Consider the following 22,366-nt stretch of genomic DNA (forward strand, 5'->3'; position numbering starts at 1 on the left):
ATTCGTTTCCAGACGTTTGAAAACCATGGCCAATCCCACTCTCGATAGCTGGTTTGCCCACTCGCTGCGAAAAAGCGCTAACGAAGAAAACCCTTCTTTTGCCACGCTTTCGCTGCTGACAGTGGTCATACCTTGCTATGCAAGACAGGATTTCCTGTTGCGACAGTGTGTGTATTGGCACGGCAGTGGTGCGAGCGTGGTGATCGTCGACGGCTCACCGCAACCACTGGATGGCATCTCGCGGCAGACGCTGGATGGCCTTAGCGATGTAATTTATCTACATGCTGCAATCAGCATGTCTGACCGTCTAAAAATGGCGTCCAAACATATCCGCACGCCGTACGCGACCTTGCTCGGGGACGACGAATTTTTTCTGTTCAGCGGACTTTGCAGCGCAATTCTTGCACTTGAACGCGACGCTTCACTGAGCGCCTGCATAGCGCAGTCGCTGGCGTTTCATACCATGCAGGACGGGACTGCCTGCAGTTACGGCCACGGTTACCCGCATTGGCGTTACACGGTCCGGCAGGACGAGATTGAACAGCGGCTGCAGACTGCAATGTCGGACTATACGGCCGCGACCTGCTACGCCGTCTTGCGCGCGCCAGTCTGGTGCAAATCCTGGGGGCAGCTTGAAAACTGGTCGTCACCCTATGTGAGCGAGATGCAGCAAGGAATCACTACCTATATCTGGGGAAAACTTACGACGGTCGACGAGGTGTACTGGATGCGCTCCAGCGAAAACCGGTCTATCACGAGCACAGACTTCAATCGCGGTCTGTCGTTTCGCGACTGGTGGTCGTCTGCTCAATTTGAGCCGGAGCACGAGCGGTTTTTCGCGATACTCACCCGTGAGCTCAAAAGCGCCATTACCGTTGACGACGCGCGCGCGCGTGCCGTAGTGCGCGAGGCGGTCGAGACATTTATCAGGCATCTCGATGATCTCGACCGTGATACCAGGCAGGCGCTGACAGGTCCAGGCGCGGTATTGAATACCTTCCGCAAGAGCACCGCTGCTATCGCCAAACGGCTGCTGCCGCGCAGATGGCTGGAGTACCTCAAGTCAGCCATGTTCGGTGCTGTCCCGGCACCGACGCCCGGCAACTATGGCCAATTGCAAGATCTGCAAAAACTTACTCCTCCCGTTGAATTTCTGATTGATGACCGGTTGATCGCCGAACTGTCGGCCATGGAGAATTTGATCAGCGGTTTCTACCGGGCAAGAAAAGGGCACGCAGCATGACCCACAGCGTCCTCATCTCCGGTGCAGGCCAACTCGGCTCGCGCTACCTGCAAGGCCTTGTGAACTGTGCCAGCCCGCTTTGCATTCACGTTCAAGACGTCGATCCGGTGTCGCTCGCGAGAGCGCAACAACGCTGGGACGAGGTCGCGAAAGCGAACAGAGCCCATGAGATCCAGTTGCACACCTCCCTCGCAACGGTGCCGGCAGCCATCGACGTCGCGATTGTTGCAACTACCGCACGCTGGCGACCTGAGGTGGTGCGAGAAATTGCCGCGCGGACGACGGTAGGCGCCTGGATCCTCGAAAAGGTGCTGGCACAGAGTGAGACAGGGCTCGACGAGATTGAGCATCACGTTGGCCACGCCAGAGCCTGGGTGAACACGCCGCGAAGAATGCTCGACTGGCATCAACAGATCAAAGCGCAGCTAACGCCCGGTAAACCAATGCATCTGAAGGTCAGTGGAGGTGCATGGGGACTGGCCTGCAACTCAATCCACTTTCTGGACATGTTCGCCTGGTGGACCGGTGAAACGCCCACAACATTTGATACCAGTGAACTCGCACCTGGCTGGATCGAATCCAAGCGCCCCGGCAACTGGGAGGTCATGGGCACGCTTAAAGTCGACTTCTCGGGCGGATCAACTGCGACCCTGGAAGCCGGCGACGGAGATGTCTTCTACCGCTTTGAACTCGATGACGGCATACACCGCTGGGCCATCGACGAAGCGGCCGGCACCGCAAAACGATCCGACGGACTCGATTTGCCGGGGCGCCTCCCCTTCCAGAGCGAAGTAAGCGGCGCACTCATCGAGTCGATTCTTGTCGGCAACGATTGCGCGTTGCCGACTTTGGAGCAGTCGCTCGAGATCCATCGTCCTTATATTCGAGCCCTGCTTGATCATTGGTGCGTCGCCGTCAATGCCGAAGCCGGCGCTGTCCCCATCACCTGAAACCGAGGAACATAGACGTGAACATCTGGTTGATCGGCGCGGGGCCGCATGCCCGCGAATACGCCAAAGTCTTGCAACATCTGGGCCTGGACTTCGAGGTGATCGGGCGTGGCGAATCATCTGCACTGGCCTTTGAGGCCGCCACCGGCCACGCCGTACGGCGTGGCGGCTTGGTGCAAGCGCTCGCTGAGTCAGGAGCGCCAGCACGAGCGATCGTGGCAGCGAGTTTCGAGGAGCTTGCGCCGGTTGCACTCCATTTACTGGAGGCCGGCACCCGGCGCATCCTGCTTGAAAAGCCCGGTGGCCTGAATCTGGCTGAACTCGGCGCGGTCGCGGCGGCAGCCGAGCAGCACCAGGCCAATGTGCTGATCGCTTACAGCCGGCGCTTCTACGCCGCGACCCGGCAGGCACGAAAAATGATTGAGGAAGACGGCGGCGCACTCAGTTGCAGCTTCGAATTTACCGAATGGGCTCACACGATCGTACCGATGCCCCTACCCGATTCGGTCAAGCAGTCCTGGGTCATCGCCAACTCGTCGCACGTGCCCGACCTTGCGTTCCATCTCTGCGGCTTCCCGAAGGACTGGAAAAGCTGGCGTGCTGGCGCGCTTGACTGGCATTCGGCTGCCGCGCGGTTTTGCGGCGCCGGCGTAACCGAACGCGGTGTGCTATTTAGCTATCACGCTGACTGGGAAGCTCCTGGCCGCTGGGCCGTAGAGGTGCTGACCCGCAAGCGCAGGCTTATCTTCAAACCAATGGAACAGTTGCAGGTCACCCACCTGGCATCAGTCAAAGTCGAACCCGTCGTCATCGATGATGTAATCGACAAAGAGTTCAAGCCGGGATTGCATGCTGAGACCCGCGCTTTCATTGAAGGCGACGACACGCTGTTCTGCACGATCACCGATCAGCTTGAACACGGCGCTATCTACAGCGAGATGGCCGGTTACACAGCGACGCCCGAGACAGGCAGCAAGGCGGCCTGAAAAGATGACCTCGCAACTGATCGTTTTCGACAGGGACGGCACCCTGATAAGGCATGTGCCTTATCTCTGCGATCCGGCGCAGGTGGTCTTGTTGCCGGGCGTGCGCGAGGGCTTGACGCGGCTACGGGCCGCCGGTCACCTATTGTTTTTGCACACCAATCAGTCGGGGGTCGGTCGCGGCTATTTCCCGTTGGAGATGGCGGTTCGCTGCAACAACGAAATGCTGCGTCAGCTCGACCTCGGTCCGGCGCCGTTCGAAGAGATTTGCATCTGCCCGGAAGTGCCCGAGGCGCCCGCACTGTATCGCAAACCATCACCCAGGTTCGGCCTCGAACTGCTCTCGAGATATTCGAAACAGGCCGCCGATATCTGCTATATCGGCGACAACCTGAGCGATCTCATGACGGCTGCCAACCTCGGCTGCCGCGGCATTGGCGTAAACACCGGCGTGCACAACCTGCACCAAGAGCTCGCGGCTCGTTCGCTTGAGGCACATTTCGAGGTATGCGACAACTTCGGCGAGGCCGTTGACATGCTGTTGGCCTGGAGCAGTGAACATCATGGCTGAACCTCGCCTGCTGGTGCTCGCAGGTGGCTTCGGCACGCGCCTGCGCAGTGCCGTCTCGGACGTCCCCAAACCGCTGGCACCGGTCGCAGGCGAGCCCTACCTCGGCTATCTGGTCGACAACTGGATCGCCCAGGGGGTACGTTCGATGACCTTTCTGCTGCATCACCAATCCGAACTGATCGAAGAATTCGTTGGCGGGCTTGCGCAAACAGGTCGGCTTCACGGCTGCGAAGTCGACTTCCTGGTCGAACCCGAACCGCTGGGAACGGGTGGTGCCGTAGCCTACGCGGTACGGCAACATGCCCTCGCGGGTTCCTTCCTTGTCAGCAACGCCGATACCTGGCTCGGTAGCGGTATCAGTGCGGTATTTGCGGCCGAATCGCCTTCAATGGCCGTAATTTGCGTAGAAAATACGGAACGCTATGGCAGCGTACGGACGTCGGCCAATAAAATAGCCCTTTTTGAGGAAAAGCAAAGCAGCCGCGGTAAGGGCCTGATTAATGCGGGTCTGTACCATCTCGATGCGGACCTGTTTAGGCATTGGGATGGCAAGCCCTTTTCCCTGGAGCGGGATGTCTTCCCGGATTTGGCGGCCGCCAGCCGGCTGACAGCTGTTTCACTGAATACCGACTTTATCGATATCGGCGTGCCGGAAGACTATTTCCGGTTTTGCCGATGGATAGCGTCAAACAAGGCGGGAACCCTGTGAGCTTCGAATTATTCTTGATTTCAGAAAATGCGTCGTTGCGCGATGCATTGACGCAACTTGAAGCCAACCACCATGGCATCGTGCTGACGACCAATGCCGAAGGCATGGCGACCGGATTGGCGACCGACGGGGACGTGCGGCGCAAGCTGCTCGAAGGCGCGCAACTCGAGGACGCCATCAAGTCCTGCGCCAACCCTGACTTCGTCTGGGCCGACAAGGCAAGTTCGCGCGAACTGCTGCTCAAACAGCTCGACCACCACATCAAAGTCATACCGCTGCTCGACGAAAACCGGCGCCTGGCCGGAATCGTAAGCCGCGACCACATGCCGCGTCAGATCGAGGAGCCAGTCTATGCGCGGGCGCGCTCGCCGGTGCGGATCAGCTTTGGCGGTGGCGGTTCAGACCTCACGCATTTCTTCGCCGGTGAAGGCGGAGCCGTGATCAACACAACGATCTCGCTCTACAGCCACGCCACTTTGCGCAAGCGCGACGACACGCGCATCGAGATCCATTCACGCGACCTCGGTGAATCGCTGCATGCCAACGACCTGCAGCACGCGCTGTCACAAAAGGGCCGTTTCGGGCTGATCCTGGCATTGATCAAGGCAGTACACCCAGACTTTGGTTTTGAGCTCTACCTGCATTCCGATTTCCCGATGAATTCCGGGCTAGGTGGCTCGGCCGTACTCGCGGCAGCCGTGCTTGGCTGCTTCAATCAGTTTCGCCAGGACCGCTGGGACTCGCACGAAATCGCGGAACTCGCATTTCAGGCCGAGCGGCTCTATCTGGGTATTGCGGGCGGTTGGCAGGACCAGTATGCGACGGTGTTTGGCGGCTTCAATTTCATGGAATTCCGGATGGACCAGAACATCGTTCATCCACTGCGGATACCGGCCGATGTTCAGCTCGAACTTGAGGAAAGCCTGGTACTTTGCGATACCGGCTCACCACACGACTCCGGCGACATCCATCAGGACCAGCGCCAACAGATGCAGCAGCACGACATCAGGCAGAAAGTGCAGAACAATGTCGAGCTCACCTACCGCATTCGCAACCATCTGTTGCGCGGCAGGCTGCTGCAGTTCGGCCAGGCGTTGCATGAGTCGTGGCTGCTCAAACGCCAGTTCAGCAGCAAGATATCGAACGACCGGCTCGACCAAATCTATGAGGACGCGCGCGCGCACGGAGCCCTTGGCGGCAAGCTGCTTGGCGCCGGCGGCGGCGGGTTCTTTCTTTTTTATGTCACACCGTTCCGTAAACACGAGCTCATTGGAAAGCTCGAAAGCCTGGGCCTGAATGTGCGCCCATTCCGCTTCGAGCAGGAAGGGCTGCGCGCCTGGTCCGCGCGCGAAGGCAAGAATCAACCCCACCCGGAAAAGACATGAGCATCAGCATCTCCAATTTTGAGGTCGGAGCCGGCAGGGCATTTGTGATCGCCGAGATCGGGAACAACCACAACGGCAGCTTTGAGCGCGCCAGGCAGATGGTCGACCTGGCCGTCGAGATGGGCGCGGATTGCGCCAAGTTCCAGCTGCGTAAACTCGACGAGGTCTACCGCCAGCGCACCCTGCGCAAGGACGGCGAGGACCTCGGCACCGAATACGTGCTCGACCTGCTGCGCCGCTTCGAACTCTCAATTGAACAGCACCGCGAACTCGCAGCCTATTGCGGGAGCAAGGGCATTCTCTACCTCTGCACGCCGTGGGATCAACACAGCGTCGACGTGCTCGAGCAGTTGCACGTGCCGGCCTACAAGGTAGCCTCGGCCGACCTGACCAACCTGCCGCTGCTCGAGAAGCTCTGCGCAACCGGCAAACCGCTGATCCTGTCTACCGGCATGAGCCTGCGCGAGGAAGTCCAGGTCACCGTCGACTTCCTTAACAAGCGCAACGCTTCGTTCGTGCTGCTGCACTGCAACAGCACCTACCCGGCGCCGCTGCACGACATCCACCTGCGCTGGATGGAAAAACTCAAACTGATCCATCCACTGGTTGGTTATTCAGGCCATGAGCGAGGTATCGCCGTCACCCTGGCCGCGACCGGCCTCGGTGCCTGCGTGATCGAACGCCACTTCACGCTGGACCGCGGCATGGAAGGCCCCGACCACGCGGCCAGCCTCGAGCATGCGGAATTCAAGCGCCTGATCGAGGGTATCCGCGAGATCGAGCAGGCGCTCGGTGACGGCCGTGAGCGCCGCATCTCACAAGGCGAGATGATCAACCGCGAGAACCTCGGAAAAAGCCTGGTCGCCGCGAAAGCCCTCAAGAAGGGCTCGATCGTCCGGCCTGAGGATGTGCAGGTGCGCAGCCCTGGCCAGGGCCTGTCGCCGCAGCACTACGAAAAACTGCTGGGCCGCACCTTGCAGCACGACATGGCGGCAGAGGACTTCTTCTATCCGTCGGACCTCAAGGACGAACGGATCGAGCCACGGCCTTACCGCTTCAAGCGCCCTTGGGGGGTGCCTGTCCGTTACCACGACTTCGGTGAATACAACTCGCGCATCAAACCCGATCTGTTCGAATTTCACCTGTCGTATTCGGACATGGAGCTCAAGCTGGACGATTTCCTGAGTGGCACTTATCCCTGTGATTTTGTGGTCCATGCGCCCGAGCTGTTCGCCAACAGCCGGCTCATGGATCTGGCCTCGCCCGACGAAGACTACCGCCGCCAGTCGATCGCTGAAACCCAGCGCGTCATCAATATCACGCGCGGCCTCAAACGCTTCTTTCCGAAGACCATCCGACCGCCGATCGTCGCGAATATCGGCGGCTTCACGATGGACGCGCCGCTGCCGCCCGACGTCATCACGGCCTATTACGAACGCTTCGCAAAAAGCCTCGGCGAACTCGACATGGAAGGCGTCGAACTGATCCCGCAGACCATGGCGCCGTTCCCCTGGCATTTCGGCGGTCAGCGCTTCCAGAACATCTTCGTCCGCATCGAGGAAATCGTCGACTGGTGCCAACGCCTGAACCTGCGCATGTGTTTCGACATCTCGCACACGCGCCTGACCTGCAACCATTTCGGCATCGACTTCTATGACTTCGCCGAAAAGATCGCGCCGATCTCGGCGCACCTGCATCTCGGCGACGCCCAGGGCCTCAACGGCGAGGGCCTGCAGATCGGCGAAGGCGACATCGACTTCACGCGACTCGGCAGAATCCTGGAAAAAGGCTGCCCGACCGCTTCGTTCATCCCCGAGATCTGGCAGGGCCACAAGAACGGCGGCGAAGGTTTCTGGATCGCGCTCGAAAAGCTGGAAGGTACCCTGTGAGCTTAGAGCAGATCAAGACACAGATCGAAGCGTCCATCGCGGTCAAGCAAGCGCTGCTGGCTGACGGCGCGTTGCTGCAGCAGATCGAGAAACTCGCGCAGGCTTGCCTGGCCTCGCTGAAGGCCGGCGGCAAGATCATTTTTGCAGGCAACGGCGGCAGCTTTGCCGATGCACAGCATCTGTCGGCGGAGTTCACTTCGCGTTTCCTGTTCGACCGCGCGCCGCTCGCGTCGGTGGTACTGGCAGCCAACAATTCAGCGATCAGCGCGATCGGCAACGACTACGGCTATGAGTTCGTGTTTGCGCGCGAGCTCGAGGCACTGGCGAAACCGGAGGACGTCTTCATCGCGATCTCGACCAGCGGCAACAGTGCCAATATCCTGATGGCCGTCAAGGTCGCCCGCGAGCGCGGTGTGAGCACATTCGCCTGGACCGGCGCGAGCGGTGGCAAGCTCAATGAAGCTTGCGAATGCCTGCGTATTCCGTCGAATGAAACCGCGCGCATCCAGGAGTGCCACATTCTGGTCGGGCATATTCTGTGCGGCCTGGTCGAGGCCTGGTATTTTCCAAAGGGAGCCGAAAAGAAATGACAAAAATCGTGGCGCTGATTCCGGCGCGAGCGGGCTCCAAGGGAGTTCCCCACAAAAATATCAAACCCCTTGGCGGCCACGCGCTGTTGGCCTGGTCGATCGCCGCCTGCCTGCGGTCGGCAACCATCGACCGCGTCATCGTTTCAACCGACTCGGCCGAATACGCAGCGCTGTCACGGAAACTCGGCGCCGAAGCGCCGTTCCTGCGCCCTGAAGCGATCTCGGGCGACCGTTCGACCGACTATGACTTCATTGTCCACGCGCTCGACTGGCTGGCAGCCGAAAGCGGCGAGCCCGAATACATCGTGCATATCAGGCCAACCACGCCACTGCGCGACCCGCAGTTAATCGATGACGCAGTGAAAGCTTTCATCGCAGCGCCGCAAGCAACCGCGCTGCGATCGGTACACGAGATGTCCGAGTCGGCCTACAAGACCTTCGAGATGGCGGAGGGGGGCCAGCTCAAGCGCCTTGGTGCGGACAATACCGAGCTTGACGCGGCGAACAACGCGCGCCAGCAATTTCCGAACACCTACCAGGCCAATGGCTATGTCGATGTGCTGTCGAGCGCGTTCATCCGGAAGTCGGGTCTGATGCACGGCAACCATGTGCTGCCCTTCATCACGCCATCGGTGGTCGAGGTCGACACGCTTGACGATTTCGAACACCTGGAATTCCAGATCACCCGGATGCCGGGTGTATCACAAAAACTTTTCAACTGAAGACAATCATGGCCGCACATTCTTTTTCCCGCCTGCCCCAATCCGTTCCACCGGTCTCGACCGCCAACCGCCTGATCCAGACCGCGATCCCGACGCCGGGCACGCGCGAAGTGCTCGAACGGCTTGAGGCCTGCGAATCGCGTTCCATGCACGGGCAGTTGCCGCTGGTCTGGGATCGGGCCGAGGACTACAGCATTTACGACGCCGCTGGCAACCGCTGGATCGACTTCACCTCGACCATTTTTGTCGCGAACGTCGGACATTCAAATCCGCGCGTGACCGCCGCCATGAAAGAAACGCTGGACCGCCCGCTCTATGGTTGTTATGCCTATGCGAACGAAAACCGCGCGCGCTATCTCGAAAAACTGGTCGCGTTCGCCGGTGCGCCGTTCGAAAAGGCTTTCCTGCTTTCGGCCGGCACCGAGGCGACCGAAGGCGCACTCAAGCTCATGCGCATGAACGGCCAGAAGGAAGGCAAACGCCGCCGCGGCGTGATCTGCATCGAAGGCAACTGGCACGGCCGCACGATGGGCGCGCAAATGCTCAGCAGTAATCTGGCCCAGCGCGAATGGATAGGCTACCAGGATGCCGACATTCACCACATCCCGTTCCCCTATCCATGGGCCCTGGCCGGGCGCACGCCGGAAGCGTTTCTGGACGAAAGCCTGGCCAGGCTCGAGAAGGCCGGCATCGACATTGCGCAAGACGTTTGCGGCTTCATGCTCGAAACCTTCCAGGGATGGGGCGCAGTGTTCTACCCGCCAGAATATGTACAGGCCATCGAGCGCGTCTGCCGCAAGCATGGCATCCTGCTGACCTTTGACGAAATGCAGGCGGGCTTTGGCCGCACCGGCAAGGCCTTCGGCTTCCAGCACTACGGCGTGACACCCGACCTGATCTGCTGCGGCAAGGGCATGGGCGGAGGCGTACCGCTGTCCGGCGTGATCGGCCGCGCCGCGATCATGGACCTGCCCGATGTCGGCAACATGAGCAGCACGCACTCGGCGAACCCCCTGGTCTGCGCCGCCGGCCTCGCCGTCATCGAGGAGATGGAGGATCGCAATCTTGTCGCCGAGACCGCGCGCAAGGGCGAGCTGCTGTTTGCCGCACTGCACAAACTGCAGGCGCGTTTTCCCGATCGCATCTCACACCTGCTGGGTCGAGGCCTGATCGCGGCGGTACTGTTCAAACACCCCAAGACCGGCACGGCCGACGGCCCGTTCACGAGTGAGGTCGCTGAACTCTGCATGCAGAAGGGGTTGCTGGTCGTGCATACCGGGCGCGAATCGATCAAGATCGGCCCTCCACTGACGATCACCGACGAAGCCCTGCTCGAAGGTGTGGATGTGCTCGGCGAGGCTATCGCCGAGATCGCGGCCAAATGATCACGCAGATTCGCCATACCGGCCTGGTCGTCGCCGACCTCGATGCGGCGCTGCGCTTCTGGCGGGACCTGCTGGGGTTCACCGTGGCACGGCAGATGGACGAGTCCGGGCCGCACATCGACGCAATGATGGGCCTGAAAAACGTGCGCCTGACAACGTCGAAACTTACCGCACCTGAAGGCGGCATGATCGAGTTGCTTTATTTCCATTCGCACCCAGACAGGCCAGCCTGGACCGGAACACCTTATTCCACCGGCTTTACGCATGTTGCAATGACCGTGAAAGATATCGACGTCCTCTGCAAAAAACTCGCAGGTGCGGGCGTCACTTTTTTTGCACCACCACAGCATTCCCCAGACGGCAAGGTCAAGGTCACCTACTGCCGGGGGCCCGAAGGCGTATTGCTGGAACTGGTCGAAATATTGCAGGAATGATCCCACAATGATCTTTACCCAACACTCTCACCAAGCCAGTTGCCCGCTCTGCAGGCAAGCAACCGCCAGCGTGCTGTCTACTACTTTGCGACGAGGCACAGGTATCGTTTTTTATTGTGAGTCCTGCCGACACGGTTTTCTTTCGGAGAATCAGGCACCGGACGCCAAAGCCTACTACGCAGAGAATTACCGCCAGGAGTATTCGCACAATGCCGAAGCCGCGGCGACCAACGCGCGCGAGATTTTCGACGTTTACAAAAATTACCAGCATGATCGGCTCAAGGCCATCAGGCCATACCTGTCGGCCGAAACCCGCCTGCTGGAAGTCGGCGCCTCATCGGGGCAGTTCCTGGTCAATGTCAAGGATCGCGTGGCGCTCGTCAACGCGATTGAGCTCGACAAGGCCTGCTGTGACTTCATGTCATCGGAGCTGGACATAGAGGCGGACTCAGAATTTCTGCGCGAGTCCCGCTTTGCGGACCAGCGATACGATGTGGTCTGTGCATTCCAGGTGCTCGAACACGTCGAGGATCCCGTTGTGTTTCTGCGCGACCTGCAACAGTCGACCCAAAAAGGTGCGACGCTGTTTATTGAAGTGCCCAACCTCAACGACCCGTTACTGTCGGTCTGGAATGTCAAGGCATACCAGAAGTTCTTCTACCATTCAGCGCATCTGCACTACTTCACCGAAGACTCACTAAGGAAAACCGCGCAGCTCGCGGGTTTCGGCAACGCGCAGATCGATATCTCATTCACTCAGGACTACAACCTGTTGAATCACCTGAACTGGATCATGAACAACGGACCCCAGGCGACCTGCAATGTTGGCCTCAGCGAAATCGACCTGGCCGGCACGGACACCGATATGTCGGCCTGGCTCACCGCGAAGATGAAAGCACTCAACGATGAATACGTCGCGCGACTCGTAAAGAACAAGGCAACCGCCAACATGATGATGGTGATCAAAAATGTCTGAGCGTATTGGTTTCATGCAGGGACGGCTGTCGCCGCTCGTCAACGGCCGCATCCAGGCTTTTCCATGGGACTGCTGGCAAGGTGAGTTTCCCACGGCCGCGGCTCATGGCTTCGGCCTCATGGAGTGGACGCTCGATCAGGACCTGCTCTACAGCAACCCGCTGCTGACCGAGGCTGGCCGCGCGGAGATCACGGCGCTGCGGGCAGGGCACGGGATACGCGTCGGTTCGCTGACTGGTGACTGCTTCATGCAGAGCCCGTTCTGGAAGGCCGATGCGGCACAAGCCGAGCAGTTGCAAGAGGATTTCCGCGCCGTGGCCAAGGCTTGTTCCGCGGTCGGCATCGTCATGATGGTCCTGCCACTGGTCGACAACGGCAGCCTGGCGACACGCGCTCAGGAAGACCGACTGGTCTCCGTGCTGCAGGCTCACGCCCCGCTGCTGGCCGAACTTGGCGTGCAGGTGGTCTTTGAGTCGGATTTCGGGCCGTCCGAGCTCGCACGTTTCATCGACCGGCTCGATCCAGCATTGTTTGGCGTGAACTACGACATTGGCAACAGCGCTGGGCTCGGCATGCGGCCTGCCGACGAAATCGCGGCCTACGGCCATCGCATCGTCAACGTGCATATCAAAGATCGCGTGCTCGGCGGTACCACGGTGCCACTTGGCACAGGCAGCGCTGATTTCGAAACTGTTTTTTCGGCACTCGCAAAAGTTGACTACAAAGGCAATTACATCCTGCAAACCGCCCGGGCACATGACGGCGACCATGCGGGCGCGCTTTGCCGCTACCGCGACATGGCTGTCAACTGGATAGCACGCCATGGAGCTTGAACTCAACGGCAAAACAGCCCTGGTCACCGGTTCCTCACGCGGAATCGGCCGGGCCATTGCCGAGGCGCTGCAAGCCGAGGGCTGTAGGGTCGCGATAAACGGACGCGACGCCGATGCCTTGAAGTTGGCATCTATGACCCTGAAATCCGCGGCGGCTGTCGCGGGCGATGTCTCCGACGCAGGCCAGGCACGACAGGTTGTCGATGAAGCGACCCGGGCGCTCGGCAGGCTCGACATTCTGGTTTGCAATGTCGGTAGCGGCCGTTCGGTGGCACCAGGCCTGGAGACTCCCGAGGAATGGCAACGCGTGTTCGCACTAAACCTCTGGAGCGTCACCCATACGGTCGAGGCAGCGCGTACCGCGCTCGCCGCTTCGCGCGGCGCTGTGATCTGCATCTCGTCGATCTGCGGGCTCGAGGTCATTCCGGGTGCACCGGTTACCTATTCTGCTGCCAAAGCCGCATTGCACGCCTACGTGCGCGGCATTGCCCGACCACTCGGCGCCCAGGGTGTGCGCATCAATGCGATAGCACCCGGCAACATTCTGTTTGACGGCTCCGTGTGGGACAGAAAACTGGCAGCCGATGCAAATGGCGTGCAGTCAATGCTGGCCGCCAACGTCGCACTGGCGCGCCTCGGTACGCCGCAGGACATCGGTCAACTGGCGGCGTACCTCGCCTCACCACGCTCGGGTTTTGCAACCGGTGCAGTCTGGACACTCGACGGCGGCCAGGTCCGCGCATAGCGGCAACTCGAAGGAACACCCATGACTACCGCATTCAAAAAGTTCGATCTCACGGGAAAAACCGCGCTGATCACGGGTGCCGCAGGCTTGCTCGGCCGGCAACACGCTGCGGCCCTGCTCGAAAGCGGCGCGAGCGTGGTGCTTACCGACATCGGCGAGGACGCACTCGCGTCGGCTAGGGAATTTCTCGCGGGCACAGCGGAAATCGACCGCATCCACACGGCGATCCTCGATGTTTCGAACCCGGAAGCGGTCGCCGCGCTATCCGCGCGACTCGCGGCTGCCGGACAACGGATAGACATTTTGGTCAACAACGCGGCGATTGACCCCAAGGTTACGGCTGGCGCCGGCATGGTCGAAAGCTCTCGTCTCGAGAACTTTCCGATCGATCAATGGAATCTGCAAGTCGCGGTCGGGCTGACCGGCGCGTTCCTGTGCAGCCAGGTCTTCGGCACTGCGATGGCCGCCGACGACAAGGGCGGCGTAATCCTGAACATCGCATCAGACCTTTCGGTGTTCTCGCCGGACCAACGCCTGTATCGCAAACCGGGACTGCCCGAGCATCTGCAGCCCGTCAAACCGGTTACTTACTCCGTCATCAAGGCTGGCCTGATCGGCTTGACGCGTTACCTCGCAACCTACTGGCCAGAACAGGGCGTGCGCGCCAATGCAATTTCTCCGGGCGGTGTGTTCAATGGCCAGGGCGAAGAGTTCGTGACCCGGCTCAGCGCATTGATCCCGTTGGGCCGCATGGCGGCTGGCGACGAGTACCGTGCCGCCGTGCAATTCCTCTGTTCGGACGCCTCTTCGTATATGAATGGCCAAAATATCGTGATGGACGGAGGAAGGTCGGTCTGGTAGCAGCGTCCCACGGGCCGTTCAGCGCTGCGATGGCATCAACCACCAACCCCCATCACCACTCTCACCGGCTTTGCACACGTATGGTTTATTTCTCAATCGACAACGACCATCACACCAACCTGGCGTTGTCGATCATAGAAGAGAATCGGCTTCCCAAGTCCGGCGTGACGTTCATTTCACACCGGTCACCGCGCAACCAGTTGGCAGGGTCGCTAGGCTTCGCTCTTGAGCCGGTGGACGTCCATCCGCTATGTTCCGGCCTCAGCTTCAAGAATCCAATAAGTTACTTGAAGGCATATTTTCACCAGATACGGCTAAAGCACCGCTTTCAGTTCCGGTCGGGAGACTTGCTTGTCATCACAACGGAATATGAAATCAACAACGCATTTCTAGCCGCGCAGATGCGGCACGCTGGTGGACAGGTTTATCTCTACGACGAAGGCATTGGGTTTTATTTCAACAACAGCAGCTTCCACGACCGGCATCTTTCGTGGACCGACCGGTTATTCCTGGTCCTTTACAACTTTGCCTTCAAGGCATTGGGTATACCGGCCTATGCCAAAAAAGGATTCGAAGGCCGGATGTATGTCCGAATACGCGAGAAATACCTCAATGCCATCTATTCGAGAATGCGCCTGCCTATCGATCGGCCCGTGGAGATTCGCGGTTATCGGCATTTTTTGGTGTCCGAACAGTCGTTTTTGCCAAAGAATGATCAGGTTGCGATCTTCTTCGCCAACAATCTCGACGCTTTTGGCCTGAAAACCGAAGAGCTTGCAATCTCCGCAGAAGCCCTGCGCGTGTTGGCCGCAGCTTTTTCGGAGGTTCACCTGAAAATTCACCCGGGAGATTGGGCCGCTCAAAACGAAGTGTGCAGCTTCTACACTGCGCTGGCTGCTCAGCATTCCAATATTCATCTCATCGATAACGCGATCTCCAGCAACACTGCCATGGAGCAAATAAGGCCTGGGGTTGTCGTTGGAACCATGGGCGCGGCGATGTTCGATGCTTTCTTTTTCGGCTGTCAGCCGATTTTCCTATTTCATCTGCTGCCATCCGTCAGAGAATTCGGCGTCTGCAACTTCACCTTGGATGGCTTGGGCTACCGCTACATCGCGAATCTGCGGGAAATTGACCCGGGATACAAGTCCGGCGTGAACATTTCCTCGTTACTCTACGACGGCCCGCAGACCTGGAATTCGAACGTGGAAACGCCGGCTTCGCAGACTTAGCCAGTCATGAGACACCCATGCTCAAACATCTGATCAAACAAATTCTGCCGCCCATTCTTTTCGTATTGGCGCGCGGAGCCTTGCAGCGGCTGAAGCCGGAACGACCGATTTATGACGGCCTCTATCGGGATGCAGCGGAGCTACAGCCGTCAAATGACAATCCATTCGAGCACCCGAACTGGATTTCTTATGTTTCCGAAAGGGCTCACTCCCGCGTCGACGGTGTCAGTCACCAAGACATGAACGAGATGTGCCTTTCGCTGATCGCATCGATCGCGCCCGCCGGTGATCACGCAGCCTCTTGTCGCATCGTCGATTTCGGTGGCGGCGTGGGTATGTATTGGCCGGCCCTGAAAACGCAAAATAAAGGGGGCAGGCAGCTTGATTTCACGGTCGTCGACAGCTCCGCCAACTGCGCACTCGGAACCAGGTTGTTCGGCGCAGATGGCGTGTCTTTTTCAACTGATTTTGAATCGCTGTTGACACACAGCGCCAAGATAGACGTACTTAACGTTTCAAGTACGCTCCAGTATTGTCTAGATTACGAAGCAACGCTGGCACTGCTGTGTCGCAGCCAGGCCAGGTTCATCATCGTATCCCGCCATCCGGCCCCCGGGGGCAATCAGCCTGTGGCCTACACCATGCAAAACGTCACGACCGTCAAAGGTTTTTGCGGGCGGATCCCGGTTGTATTGCTCAGCGTCGAACGGCTGGCTCAACTGATGCGCGGCCAGGGCTATGAGATGATTGCGGACTACTACAGTAACGCCGATTCCGGCAAATACTGGAAGAACGGCAAGAAGGCGATTCCAGAAGAATTCTCCCAAATTGTCGATCACGCCCTGGTTTTTCAGAAGCAACCGGGGCCACCTGCCGGCGATGCATCTGCGACTTCCGTCGTTGCTCTATGACCGGGAATAGAACGTGCTTGTAATCATCTTCGGGCGTGCCGCCCAATTCATCCTGCTCCTTTTGGTCATGCGGGTGGCTACGACTTATTTGCCACCTAGCGAAATGGGCCGTCTCTCGCTGATCACCGCCGCCACAGCCTTTTTTGCGCTTTTCCTCGTCAACCCGATTGGTATGTTCATCAATCGGAGGTTTCACGCCTGGGATGAACTCGGCCGCGCCAAACACTACCTCAAGCTGCACTGGATCTATCTTCTTGGTGTCTGCCTGTTCGCGGCGCTGACGCTCGGCGTGCTCAACAAAATCCACGCCTTCGGCTTCCAGTTCAATACCGCGTGGCTGCTGGTGCTGGTCTGTGGCTCGCTGTTGTTCAACACGATCAACCAGACCGCAATCCCATCGCTGAACCTGCTGGAGTTGCGCGGGCGTTTTATCGTCCTCACGCTCGCAACAATCGGCGTGGGCCTGGCGAGCGCCTATGCGCTGGTCGAATCCTTCGCACCGACAGCTGAATACTGGTTGCTCGGCTTGCTGATCGGCCAGACGGTGTTCGCGATCATTGGCGTCAAGTTGTTTTTCGACAAACTCAGCCCGGAGCAGCCCGCAGACAAACTGTCGCGCTCGCACCTCAAGCTGCTGTTCGACTTCGCCTGGCCGGTTGCAATCTCGGTCGGGTTTAATTGGCTGCAGACGCAAGGCTACCGCTTTTTCGTCGCCGACTCGCTGGGCTTGGCCGCACTCGGCCTGTTTGTCGCAGGCTACGGAATCAGCGCAGGGCTGATGGCCGCGTTCGAATCGGTGCTGACAACCTACTTCCAGCCGCGTTTCTACAAGCGGGTCAGCACCAGCACGATCGAGGAACAGTCCGCCGCCTGGAATAAATATGCTGGCGCGATCCTGCCCTCGCTGATGCTCGTAACCTTTTTGTTGATCAGTCTGGCGCCGGAGTTGACGCGATTCATGGTGGGCCCGGCATACCAATCGGCATCGCAGTTCGTGATCTGGGGCGTCCTGGCAGAAGGTGCACGCGTTGTTGCTGGCGTCTACAGCATGTCGGCCCACGCCAAGATGAAGACCCGTCTGCTGCTGCTGCCGAACCTGCTCGGCGCGGTCATCTGCATCGTGCTGATCAAGTTTCTGGCGCCTGGCATGGGTGCGCATGGCGTGGGTCTGGCGCGCTCGCTGGCCGGCGTCGGCATGTTGGTCGCCATGCACTACCTGATGATCGTCGCGCTCGACATGCGGCTGCCATTGCGTATGCTGTTCAAAGGCACCGCAATGGGCGCTGGCCTGATGCTGCTTGCGACGGCCGGCCGGTGGGCCATGAACAGCCAGGGCATCATTGCGGCGGGTGTGTTGATCGTTGTCACCGGGCTGGCCTTTCTGCCGATGTTCTACTGGCTGCTTTATCCATATTTGCCAAGGCACGACAAAGTTTCATGAAAATCCTCCTTGTTTGCATGTCGTATGACTATGGAGACCCGACGCGCGGTCATTCGTACGAGTACTACAATTTTTACCAGAGCCTGCTGGCGCTCGGACACGAGGTCGTGTTGTTTGACTACATGACCGAGATTCAGCACCTGGGCAAGCCAGCCATGAACCGCAAGCTGCTCGAGGTCGCGGCGGCGTCCAGGCCTGACTTCGCGATGTTCTCGCTTTACACCGATCAGTTCGAGCCGGACACGATCAAGGCGATGAAACAGCTCACATGCACACTGTGCTTTTTTCACGACGACACCTGGCGCGTCGAATTTTCCCGCTACTGGGCGCCACAGTTCGATTTCTTCACAACACCCGACGTATATGGTGAGCGGAAATACCGAGCATTGGGCCTGGAAAATGTGATCTATTTCCCGTTCGGCTGCAACAACAGCATTTACCGAAAAGCGTCTGTCGAAAAAATATACGACGTGTCGTTTGTAGGTGCCTGGCACCCCTATCGCGAATGGCTCATCAATCGCCTGCGCAGAGCGGGGTTCAATGTCAAAGTTGCCGGGTACCGCTGGCCAGGCGGCATCGTGTCGCACGAGGAGATGGTCCAGCTGTTCAATGAAAGCCGCATCAACCTGAATATGTCGAACTCGACCTCCTGGGACGCGCGTTACCTGCTGTCGTCCCCGCGCGGTCTGGTCAATCGCATCCGCTCGCCGAAGTCCGTCGAACAGATCAAGGCCCGTCATTTCGAGATTAACGGCACTGGCGGGTTTCAGCTCTCGTACTACGTTGAGGGACTGGAACGGCACTACGGTATAGGCACAGAGATCGCCATCTACCTGGACCCCGACGACCTTCAGCAAAAGGTTGCGCTTTATCTTGCAGAGACTGCACTGCGAGAAAGCATCGCCGATGCCGGTTATGCCCGGACTCTTGCGGAGCACACCTTCGGCCACCGCTTTCGACACGCGTTCGCCAGGATGGGACTCATCGATGCCTGACAATACACTGCCACTGGTCTGCATCTGCATCCCGACTTATAACGCGGAAAAAACCGTCGCAGCCACTTTGCATTCGGTGCTAAACCAGAGTTACGGGAACCTCAAAATTCACGTGGTCGACAATCATTCGACCGACAGCACGATCGCAGTTGTCGAAGGATTTTCTGACAGCCGCATCACGCTCTACCGCAACGCGGTCAATATCGGTGGCGAAGGCAATTTCAATCGTTGCATCGAACTGGCAACGGGGAAATACACCGCGATTTACCATGCGGACGATATCTACGAATCAGATATGGTCGCGTCACAGGTCGCATTTCTCGAGGCGCACCCACAAGCCGGAGCAGCGTTTACACAAGCACTGCTGATCGATGAGGACAACCGCCTCATCGGTGCGATCCAACAGCCCCCCGAATTGGCGGCCACTGGCCCGCTGCATCATTTTCCTGAGGTCTTCAGGGCGATTCTCAAGCACTCCAATTTCCTGATCTGTCCCAGCGTGATGGCGCGCACCAACGTTTATCAGCAGAACATCAAGAGCTGGCGTGGGGAACTGTTCGGCCCGAGCGGCGACCTTGACGTCTGGCTCAGGATGCTGCAGCTTGGGCCCGTCGGAATACTGCCGGGAGCGACCATGCGATACCGCATCAGCAGCAGCCAGTGGTCGGCAAATGTGCGCCTTGATACGCGCCGTGCGGCTTTTTTCACAGTGATGGACTACTATCTCGCACAACCCGACGTGCGCAAGCTGGTTACCGCCGAGGATATGGTCAACTACGGACGCCTCGAACGTCGCGACCAGGTCATGCGCGCCGCCAACGCCCTGTTGCGCGGTGAGCCGCAGCTGGCTCAGGAACTTTTCCCCAATGTATTTTCACGGGACGCCCTAAAGGCAGCTCTACAGACCAAACGGGGGCTCGGCGTTTTTCTGCTGGGCCTGTACCTCAAGGTCATGCTCGGTTTGCGACTCGATGGCCTGGCAAGGATTTCGCTGGTTCATCTCAAGAGGATAAGCAAGAAGTGATTCCCGCTCCAGTGTCCGACGAAATTTACATCGACACGCCGCCGGCCTACCGGCAGGACCAGATGTTCGACTTGTCGAATCTCGCGCTCAATCGCGACGGGACATTGGTGCCCTACGCGCGCGTGCGCGAAGTGCACGCCAGTGCCGGCAGAACCGTACGCACCGCCGATTACCTGATGTCCTTGCCAGCAAACAACACCCCCAAGGACTACTACTCGCTCGGCGTCCTCGACAACTTCAAGATGCTGGCTGCACGTCCTGATGTACACCTTCGAGCCTTTTTGGTGCTGGAGCCGCCCGTCGTCGACCCGAGTATCTATAAGGCCTTACCGGAATTGACCGCAGCTTTCGAGCGGGTCTATGTCCACAACTTGAACGGTGACGGCTATTCGCTCGCAGGTGTTGACAGCTCGCGATTGCGCCAACTCTATTGGCCGCAGCCTCGCGAAGATGTTATGGAACCCTACTGGTCTCGGCGTGACCGTCTCAATCGCATCGTGGTGATCAACGGAAACCATGTGCCACGCAAAGTGCCGAACGAGCTCTACAGCCGCCGCATCGAGGCGATGACCGAACTGGCGGAATCCGGTGTTGTCGATCTTTATGGTCGCGGTTGGGCCAAATTAAAGGCTCGTACGTCTCTCTGGTGGCCCTATATAAGCCGGCGCAAAACGCTGCTGTCGATTTACAGAGGCTCGTGCGAATCGAAATACGAGGTACTGAGTCAATACAACTTCTGCCTCTGTCTCGAAAACATGGCGATGCAGGGGTACGTAACCGAGAAAATTTTCGACTGCTTCTATGCGGGAACGATTCCCCTGTATTTGGGCGCTCCCGATATCAAGCAGTTGATCCCCAAAGAAGCCTATATCGATTGCCGCGAATTTTCATCATGGCACGATGCCTACAAGGCGGCTGCGGCAATGTCGCCCGAAGCGGTTCGGCAAATGCGCGAACACGGCCGACGGTTTGTTCAAAGCGAGCAGGGCCGACGATATACCGATTCCTTGCTGAGGATTGTCGGAGACGCGCAATGAATCCCTCGTATTCTGTCGAATCCGATTCTCAGCGCGCTCGAGGGCGACCAGGATGATCAGAAATCCATTTTTTGAGCTTCCATGGGGCAAAGATTCTCAGGTATTGCTGATCTTTCTCACGGTATTTTCGTGGTCGCTCTTTCCGGTGATGCTGAAGCAATTCAACATCACGCTGTTCCAGGCCGGTTTCGCGATCTGTCTGCTCGTGATCTGTCTGTTTGTCGCCCTCACAGCACAGCGCAACCAATTGACGCTGACGCCTCTGCATAAACTCATGCTGATTTTCTGGGCGGGCTATCTATGCATGCTATTGATCGCTTCTGTCCATGCGACATCGAGAACCAGCATCGTGCAGTGGTGCATCCTGTTCACCAAGTTCCTGTTTTTCCTGTTTCTGCTTTTCCACATCAATCGAAAATTTGTCTACGCAAGCCTGCGCATTTATTCGAACTTGATGGTCGCGACGGTTGTTTTTTCGCTTGCCGCCATAGCGGCGGTGTTGCTCGGCATCCATCCCTTCAGCACGATGGAAGTCGGAGGACGTGCGGCGGACGTTTTCTTCGGTGCCTACTACATCACCAACACGCCCATATGCCCGCCCACGCCGGTGTTCCGCATTCAGGGACTCAGCGAGGAGCCCGGAACCTACGCGTTCGCATTGATGCCCGCGCTGTTCTGGTTCCTCATCGCGGAGAAGGCTTATCTTCGGTCCACCGTTATCGTGCTCGGATTGATGCTTAGCATGTCCCTGGGTGCCGGGCTTTTTCTCTGCATGGTGCTGGTGCTGATTTTGCTTCTGATGGTCATCAAAAGGTCTGTTGGCGATCATAAGTTGGTGATCTTCCTGGCGGGTGCAATAGGCGCCATTGCCCTGATGTACAGCCTGGCCGGCGCCTGCACTAAACAGTATCTTGAGAACTTGAGCGACAAATCCGCCATGGCACTGGTCGAAGGATGCATGAAAGAGCATTCTTCTGACCGTGAGACCTGCGTACACCGGGTTGCCCATGCCCTGAGCACCACACCGACCGGCAAGTCGTTGTCACTTCATGACCGAAAAGAGGGGCTGCGTATCGTCATCGATTACTTGAAGGCGCATCCGATCGGAACTGGCACCGCGCTCGGCATGCAAACCGTGCAGAACTCGATTGCTGTAGGTTATGCGGTCGCGACACTGGAATCCGGCGTCGCCGGTGGAATCTTTTACCTCGGCCTTTTTGCGACGATGGGCTGGCTTGCCCTGCGAACCATCGTCAGGGCGGACAACAAATCATTTGATGGACACGTCAACGTTGCGGTGTCGTTAAGCATCGGCGCCGTTCTCGTAATGGGCGCCCAGCGGATTCAGCCCGACCTGAGCTTCTGGCATATGTGGCTCTACGCAATATGGTTTCACCTCCTGCAGCCAACAGCATCGGGCGCCAGCACCGACTCACGAGCTCTTTGAAAAT

22 protein-coding genes are annotated in these 22,366 nt (G+C 58.5%); all 22 read left to right on the plus strand.

The features are described from left to right. Nucleotides 1-25: 25 nt before the first annotated feature. From AC1DZE_RS03805 to AC1DZE_RS03910, 22 genes are read left to right on the plus strand one after another with little or no spacing between them, the layout of a single operon-like run. The gene (locus AC1DZE_RS03805) at nucleotides 26-1,243 is read left to right on the plus strand and encodes a TIGR00180 family glycosyltransferase (protein ID WP_477699790.1); all 1,218 of its coding nucleotides are present in this window, start codon (nucleotides 26-28) and stop codon (nucleotides 1,241-1,243) included. Further along, nucleotides 1,240-2,193, plus strand: coding sequence for a Gfo/Idh/MocA family oxidoreductase (locus AC1DZE_RS03810; protein ID WP_477699791.1), 954 nt, complete (start codon nucleotides 1,240-1,242; stop codon nucleotides 2,191-2,193). The genes AC1DZE_RS03805 and AC1DZE_RS03810 overlap by 4 nt, the downstream gene beginning before the upstream one ends. Nucleotides 2,194-2,210: 17 nt before the next feature. Further along, nucleotides 2,211-3,179, plus strand: a complete 969-nt coding sequence (locus tag AC1DZE_RS03815; protein WP_477699792.1) for a Gfo/Idh/MocA family oxidoreductase — start codon at nucleotides 2,211-2,213, stop codon at nucleotides 3,177-3,179. Between the two features lie 4 nt (nucleotides 3,180-3,183). Further along, the gene (locus AC1DZE_RS03820) at nucleotides 3,184-3,747 is read left to right on the plus strand and encodes a D-glycero-alpha-D-manno-heptose-1,7-bisphosphate 7-phosphatase (protein WP_477668511.1); all 564 of its coding nucleotides are present in this window, start codon (nucleotides 3,184-3,186) and stop codon (nucleotides 3,745-3,747) included. Further along, nucleotides 3,740-4,456 (plus strand): sugar phosphate nucleotidyltransferase, encoded by a 717-nt coding sequence (locus AC1DZE_RS03825; protein ID WP_477699793.1) that lies wholly within the window; start codon nucleotides 3,740-3,742, stop codon nucleotides 4,454-4,456. The genes AC1DZE_RS03820 and AC1DZE_RS03825 overlap by 8 nt, the downstream gene beginning before the upstream one ends. Before the next feature lie 14 nt (nucleotides 4,457-4,470). Further along, complete coding sequence (locus tag AC1DZE_RS03830) at nucleotides 4,471-5,841, plus strand: GHMP family kinase ATP-binding protein (protein ID WP_477699794.1); 1,371 nt, start codon at nucleotides 4,471-4,473, stop codon at nucleotides 5,839-5,841. Then, nucleotides 5,838-7,730 (plus strand): N-acetylneuraminate synthase family protein, encoded by a 1,893-nt coding sequence (locus AC1DZE_RS03835; RefSeq protein WP_477699795.1) that lies wholly within the window; start codon nucleotides 5,838-5,840, stop codon nucleotides 7,728-7,730. Before AC1DZE_RS03830 ends, AC1DZE_RS03835 begins: the two co-directional genes overlap by 4 nt. After that, nucleotides 7,727-8,320, plus strand: coding sequence for a D-sedoheptulose-7-phosphate isomerase (locus AC1DZE_RS03840; RefSeq protein WP_477699796.1), 594 nt, complete (start codon nucleotides 7,727-7,729; stop codon nucleotides 8,318-8,320). Before AC1DZE_RS03835 ends, AC1DZE_RS03840 begins: the two co-directional genes overlap by 4 nt. Next, complete coding sequence (locus AC1DZE_RS03845; protein ID WP_477668515.1) at nucleotides 8,317-9,042, plus strand: acylneuraminate cytidylyltransferase family protein; 726 nt, start codon at nucleotides 8,317-8,319, stop codon at nucleotides 9,040-9,042. Before AC1DZE_RS03840 ends, AC1DZE_RS03845 begins: the two co-directional genes overlap by 4 nt. 8 nt (nucleotides 9,043-9,050) lie before the next feature. Further along, nucleotides 9,051-10,427, plus strand: coding sequence for an aspartate aminotransferase family protein (locus tag AC1DZE_RS03850; RefSeq protein WP_477699797.1), 1,377 nt, complete (start codon nucleotides 9,051-9,053; stop codon nucleotides 10,425-10,427). Continuing rightward, nucleotides 10,424-10,861 carry a VOC family protein gene (locus AC1DZE_RS03855; RefSeq protein WP_457281226.1) on the plus strand — a complete coding sequence of 146 codons (438 nt, stop codon included), beginning with the start codon at nucleotides 10,424-10,426 and terminating at the stop codon, nucleotides 10,859-10,861. The genes AC1DZE_RS03850 and AC1DZE_RS03855 overlap by 4 nt, the downstream gene beginning before the upstream one ends. A 7-nt stretch (nucleotides 10,862-10,868) precedes the next feature. Further along, nucleotides 10,869-11,837: a class I SAM-dependent methyltransferase gene (locus AC1DZE_RS03860; RefSeq protein ID WP_477668518.1), complete on the plus strand. Its 969-nt coding sequence runs from the start codon at nucleotides 10,869-10,871 to the stop codon at nucleotides 11,835-11,837. Further along, nucleotides 11,830-12,669, plus strand: a complete 840-nt coding sequence (locus AC1DZE_RS03865) for a sugar phosphate isomerase/epimerase family protein (RefSeq protein WP_477699798.1) — start codon at nucleotides 11,830-11,832, stop codon at nucleotides 12,667-12,669. The genes AC1DZE_RS03860 and AC1DZE_RS03865 overlap by 8 nt, the downstream gene beginning before the upstream one ends. Then, complete coding sequence (locus AC1DZE_RS03870; protein WP_477672869.1) at nucleotides 12,659-13,414, plus strand: SDR family NAD(P)-dependent oxidoreductase; 756 nt, start codon at nucleotides 12,659-12,661, stop codon at nucleotides 13,412-13,414. The genes AC1DZE_RS03865 and AC1DZE_RS03870 overlap by 11 nt, the downstream gene beginning before the upstream one ends. Before the next feature lie 21 nt (nucleotides 13,415-13,435). Beyond that, nucleotides 13,436-14,275 (plus strand): SDR family oxidoreductase, encoded by an 840-nt coding sequence (locus tag AC1DZE_RS03875; protein WP_477668521.1) that lies wholly within the window; start codon nucleotides 13,436-13,438, stop codon nucleotides 14,273-14,275. Nucleotides 14,276-14,304: 29 nt separating this feature from the next. Then, nucleotides 14,305-15,507 (plus strand): polysialyltransferase family glycosyltransferase, encoded by a 1,203-nt coding sequence (locus tag AC1DZE_RS03880; protein ID WP_477699799.1) that lies wholly within the window; start codon nucleotides 14,305-14,307, stop codon nucleotides 15,505-15,507. Between the two features lie 17 nt (nucleotides 15,508-15,524). After that, entirely contained in the window at nucleotides 15,525-16,418 is an 894-nt protein-coding gene (locus AC1DZE_RS03885; RefSeq protein WP_477668523.1) for a methyltransferase, TIGR04325 family, read from the plus strand. Between the two features lie 13 nt (nucleotides 16,419-16,431). Beyond that, nucleotides 16,432-17,859 carry a lipopolysaccharide biosynthesis protein gene (locus AC1DZE_RS03890; protein WP_477668524.1) on the plus strand — a complete coding sequence of 476 codons (1,428 nt, stop codon included), beginning with the start codon at nucleotides 16,432-16,434 and terminating at the stop codon, nucleotides 17,857-17,859. Beyond that, on the plus strand, nucleotides 17,856-18,854 hold the full coding sequence (locus tag AC1DZE_RS03895) for a CgeB family protein (protein WP_477668525.1): 999 nt from the start codon (nucleotides 17,856-17,858) through the stop codon (nucleotides 18,852-18,854). Before AC1DZE_RS03890 ends, AC1DZE_RS03895 begins: the two co-directional genes overlap by 4 nt. Next, the gene (locus tag AC1DZE_RS03900; RefSeq protein WP_477699800.1) at nucleotides 18,847-19,878 is read left to right on the plus strand and encodes a glycosyltransferase; all 1,032 of its coding nucleotides are present in this window, start codon (nucleotides 18,847-18,849) and stop codon (nucleotides 19,876-19,878) included. Before AC1DZE_RS03895 ends, AC1DZE_RS03900 begins: the two co-directional genes overlap by 8 nt. Before the next feature lie 11 nt (nucleotides 19,879-19,889). Further along, complete coding sequence (locus tag AC1DZE_RS03905; protein ID WP_477673459.1) at nucleotides 19,890-20,915, plus strand: glycosyltransferase family 10 domain-containing protein; 1,026 nt, start codon at nucleotides 19,890-19,892, stop codon at nucleotides 20,913-20,915. Nucleotides 20,916-20,967: 52 nt separating this feature from the next. Further along, complete coding sequence (locus AC1DZE_RS03910; protein ID WP_477673458.1) at nucleotides 20,968-22,362, plus strand: hypothetical protein; 1,395 nt, start codon at nucleotides 20,968-20,970, stop codon at nucleotides 22,360-22,362. The last annotated feature ends 4 nt before the right edge of the window (nucleotides 22,363-22,366 follow it).

It is taken from the genome of Polaromonas sp. P1_F1, from assembly GCF_056405795.1.

What these genes read in the sequence shown, in the direction of transcription:
- AC1DZE_RS03805 (WP_477699790.1), top strand. Translation starts at nt 26, where the DNA reads ATGGCCAATCCCACTCTCGATAGCTGGTTTGCCCACTCGCTGCGAAAA.
- AC1DZE_RS03810 (WP_477699791.1), top strand. Translation starts at nt 1,240, where the DNA reads ATGACCCACAGCGTCCTCATCTCCGGTGCAGGCCAACTCGGCTCGCGC.
- AC1DZE_RS03820 (WP_477668511.1), top strand. Translation starts at nt 3,184, where the DNA reads ATGACCTCGCAACTGATCGTTTTCGACAGGGACGGCACCCTGATAAGG.
- AC1DZE_RS03825 (WP_477699793.1), top strand. Translation starts at nt 3,740, where the DNA reads ATGGCTGAACCTCGCCTGCTGGTGCTCGCAGGTGGCTTCGGCACGCGC.
- AC1DZE_RS03835 (WP_477699795.1), top strand. Translation starts at nt 5,838, where the DNA reads ATGAGCATCAGCATCTCCAATTTTGAGGTCGGAGCCGGCAGGGCATTT.
- AC1DZE_RS03845 (WP_477668515.1), top strand. Translation starts at nt 8,317, where the DNA reads ATGACAAAAATCGTGGCGCTGATTCCGGCGCGAGCGGGCTCCAAGGGA.
- AC1DZE_RS03850 (WP_477699797.1), top strand. Translation starts at nt 9,051, where the DNA reads ATGGCCGCACATTCTTTTTCCCGCCTGCCCCAATCCGTTCCACCGGTC.
- AC1DZE_RS03855 (WP_457281226.1), top strand. Translation starts at nt 10,424, where the DNA reads ATGATCACGCAGATTCGCCATACCGGCCTGGTCGTCGCCGACCTCGAT.
- AC1DZE_RS03860 (WP_477668518.1), top strand. Translation starts at nt 10,869, where the DNA reads ATGATCTTTACCCAACACTCTCACCAAGCCAGTTGCCCGCTCTGCAGG.
- AC1DZE_RS03865 (WP_477699798.1), top strand. Translation starts at nt 11,830, where the DNA reads ATGTCTGAGCGTATTGGTTTCATGCAGGGACGGCTGTCGCCGCTCGTC.
- AC1DZE_RS03870 (WP_477672869.1), top strand. Translation starts at nt 12,659, where the DNA reads ATGGAGCTTGAACTCAACGGCAAAACAGCCCTGGTCACCGGTTCCTCA.
- AC1DZE_RS03875 (WP_477668521.1), top strand. Translation starts at nt 13,436, where the DNA reads ATGACTACCGCATTCAAAAAGTTCGATCTCACGGGAAAAACCGCGCTG.
- AC1DZE_RS03880 (WP_477699799.1), top strand. Translation starts at nt 14,305, where the DNA reads ATGGCATCAACCACCAACCCCCATCACCACTCTCACCGGCTTTGCACA.
- AC1DZE_RS03885 (WP_477668523.1), top strand. Translation starts at nt 15,525, where the DNA reads ATGCTCAAACATCTGATCAAACAAATTCTGCCGCCCATTCTTTTCGTA.
- AC1DZE_RS03895 (WP_477668525.1), top strand. Translation starts at nt 17,856, where the DNA reads ATGAAAATCCTCCTTGTTTGCATGTCGTATGACTATGGAGACCCGACG.
- AC1DZE_RS03900 (WP_477699800.1), top strand. Translation starts at nt 18,847, where the DNA reads ATGCCTGACAATACACTGCCACTGGTCTGCATCTGCATCCCGACTTAT.
- AC1DZE_RS03910 (WP_477673458.1), top strand. Translation starts at nt 20,968, where the DNA reads ATGATCAGAAATCCATTTTTTGAGCTTCCATGGGGCAAAGATTCTCAG.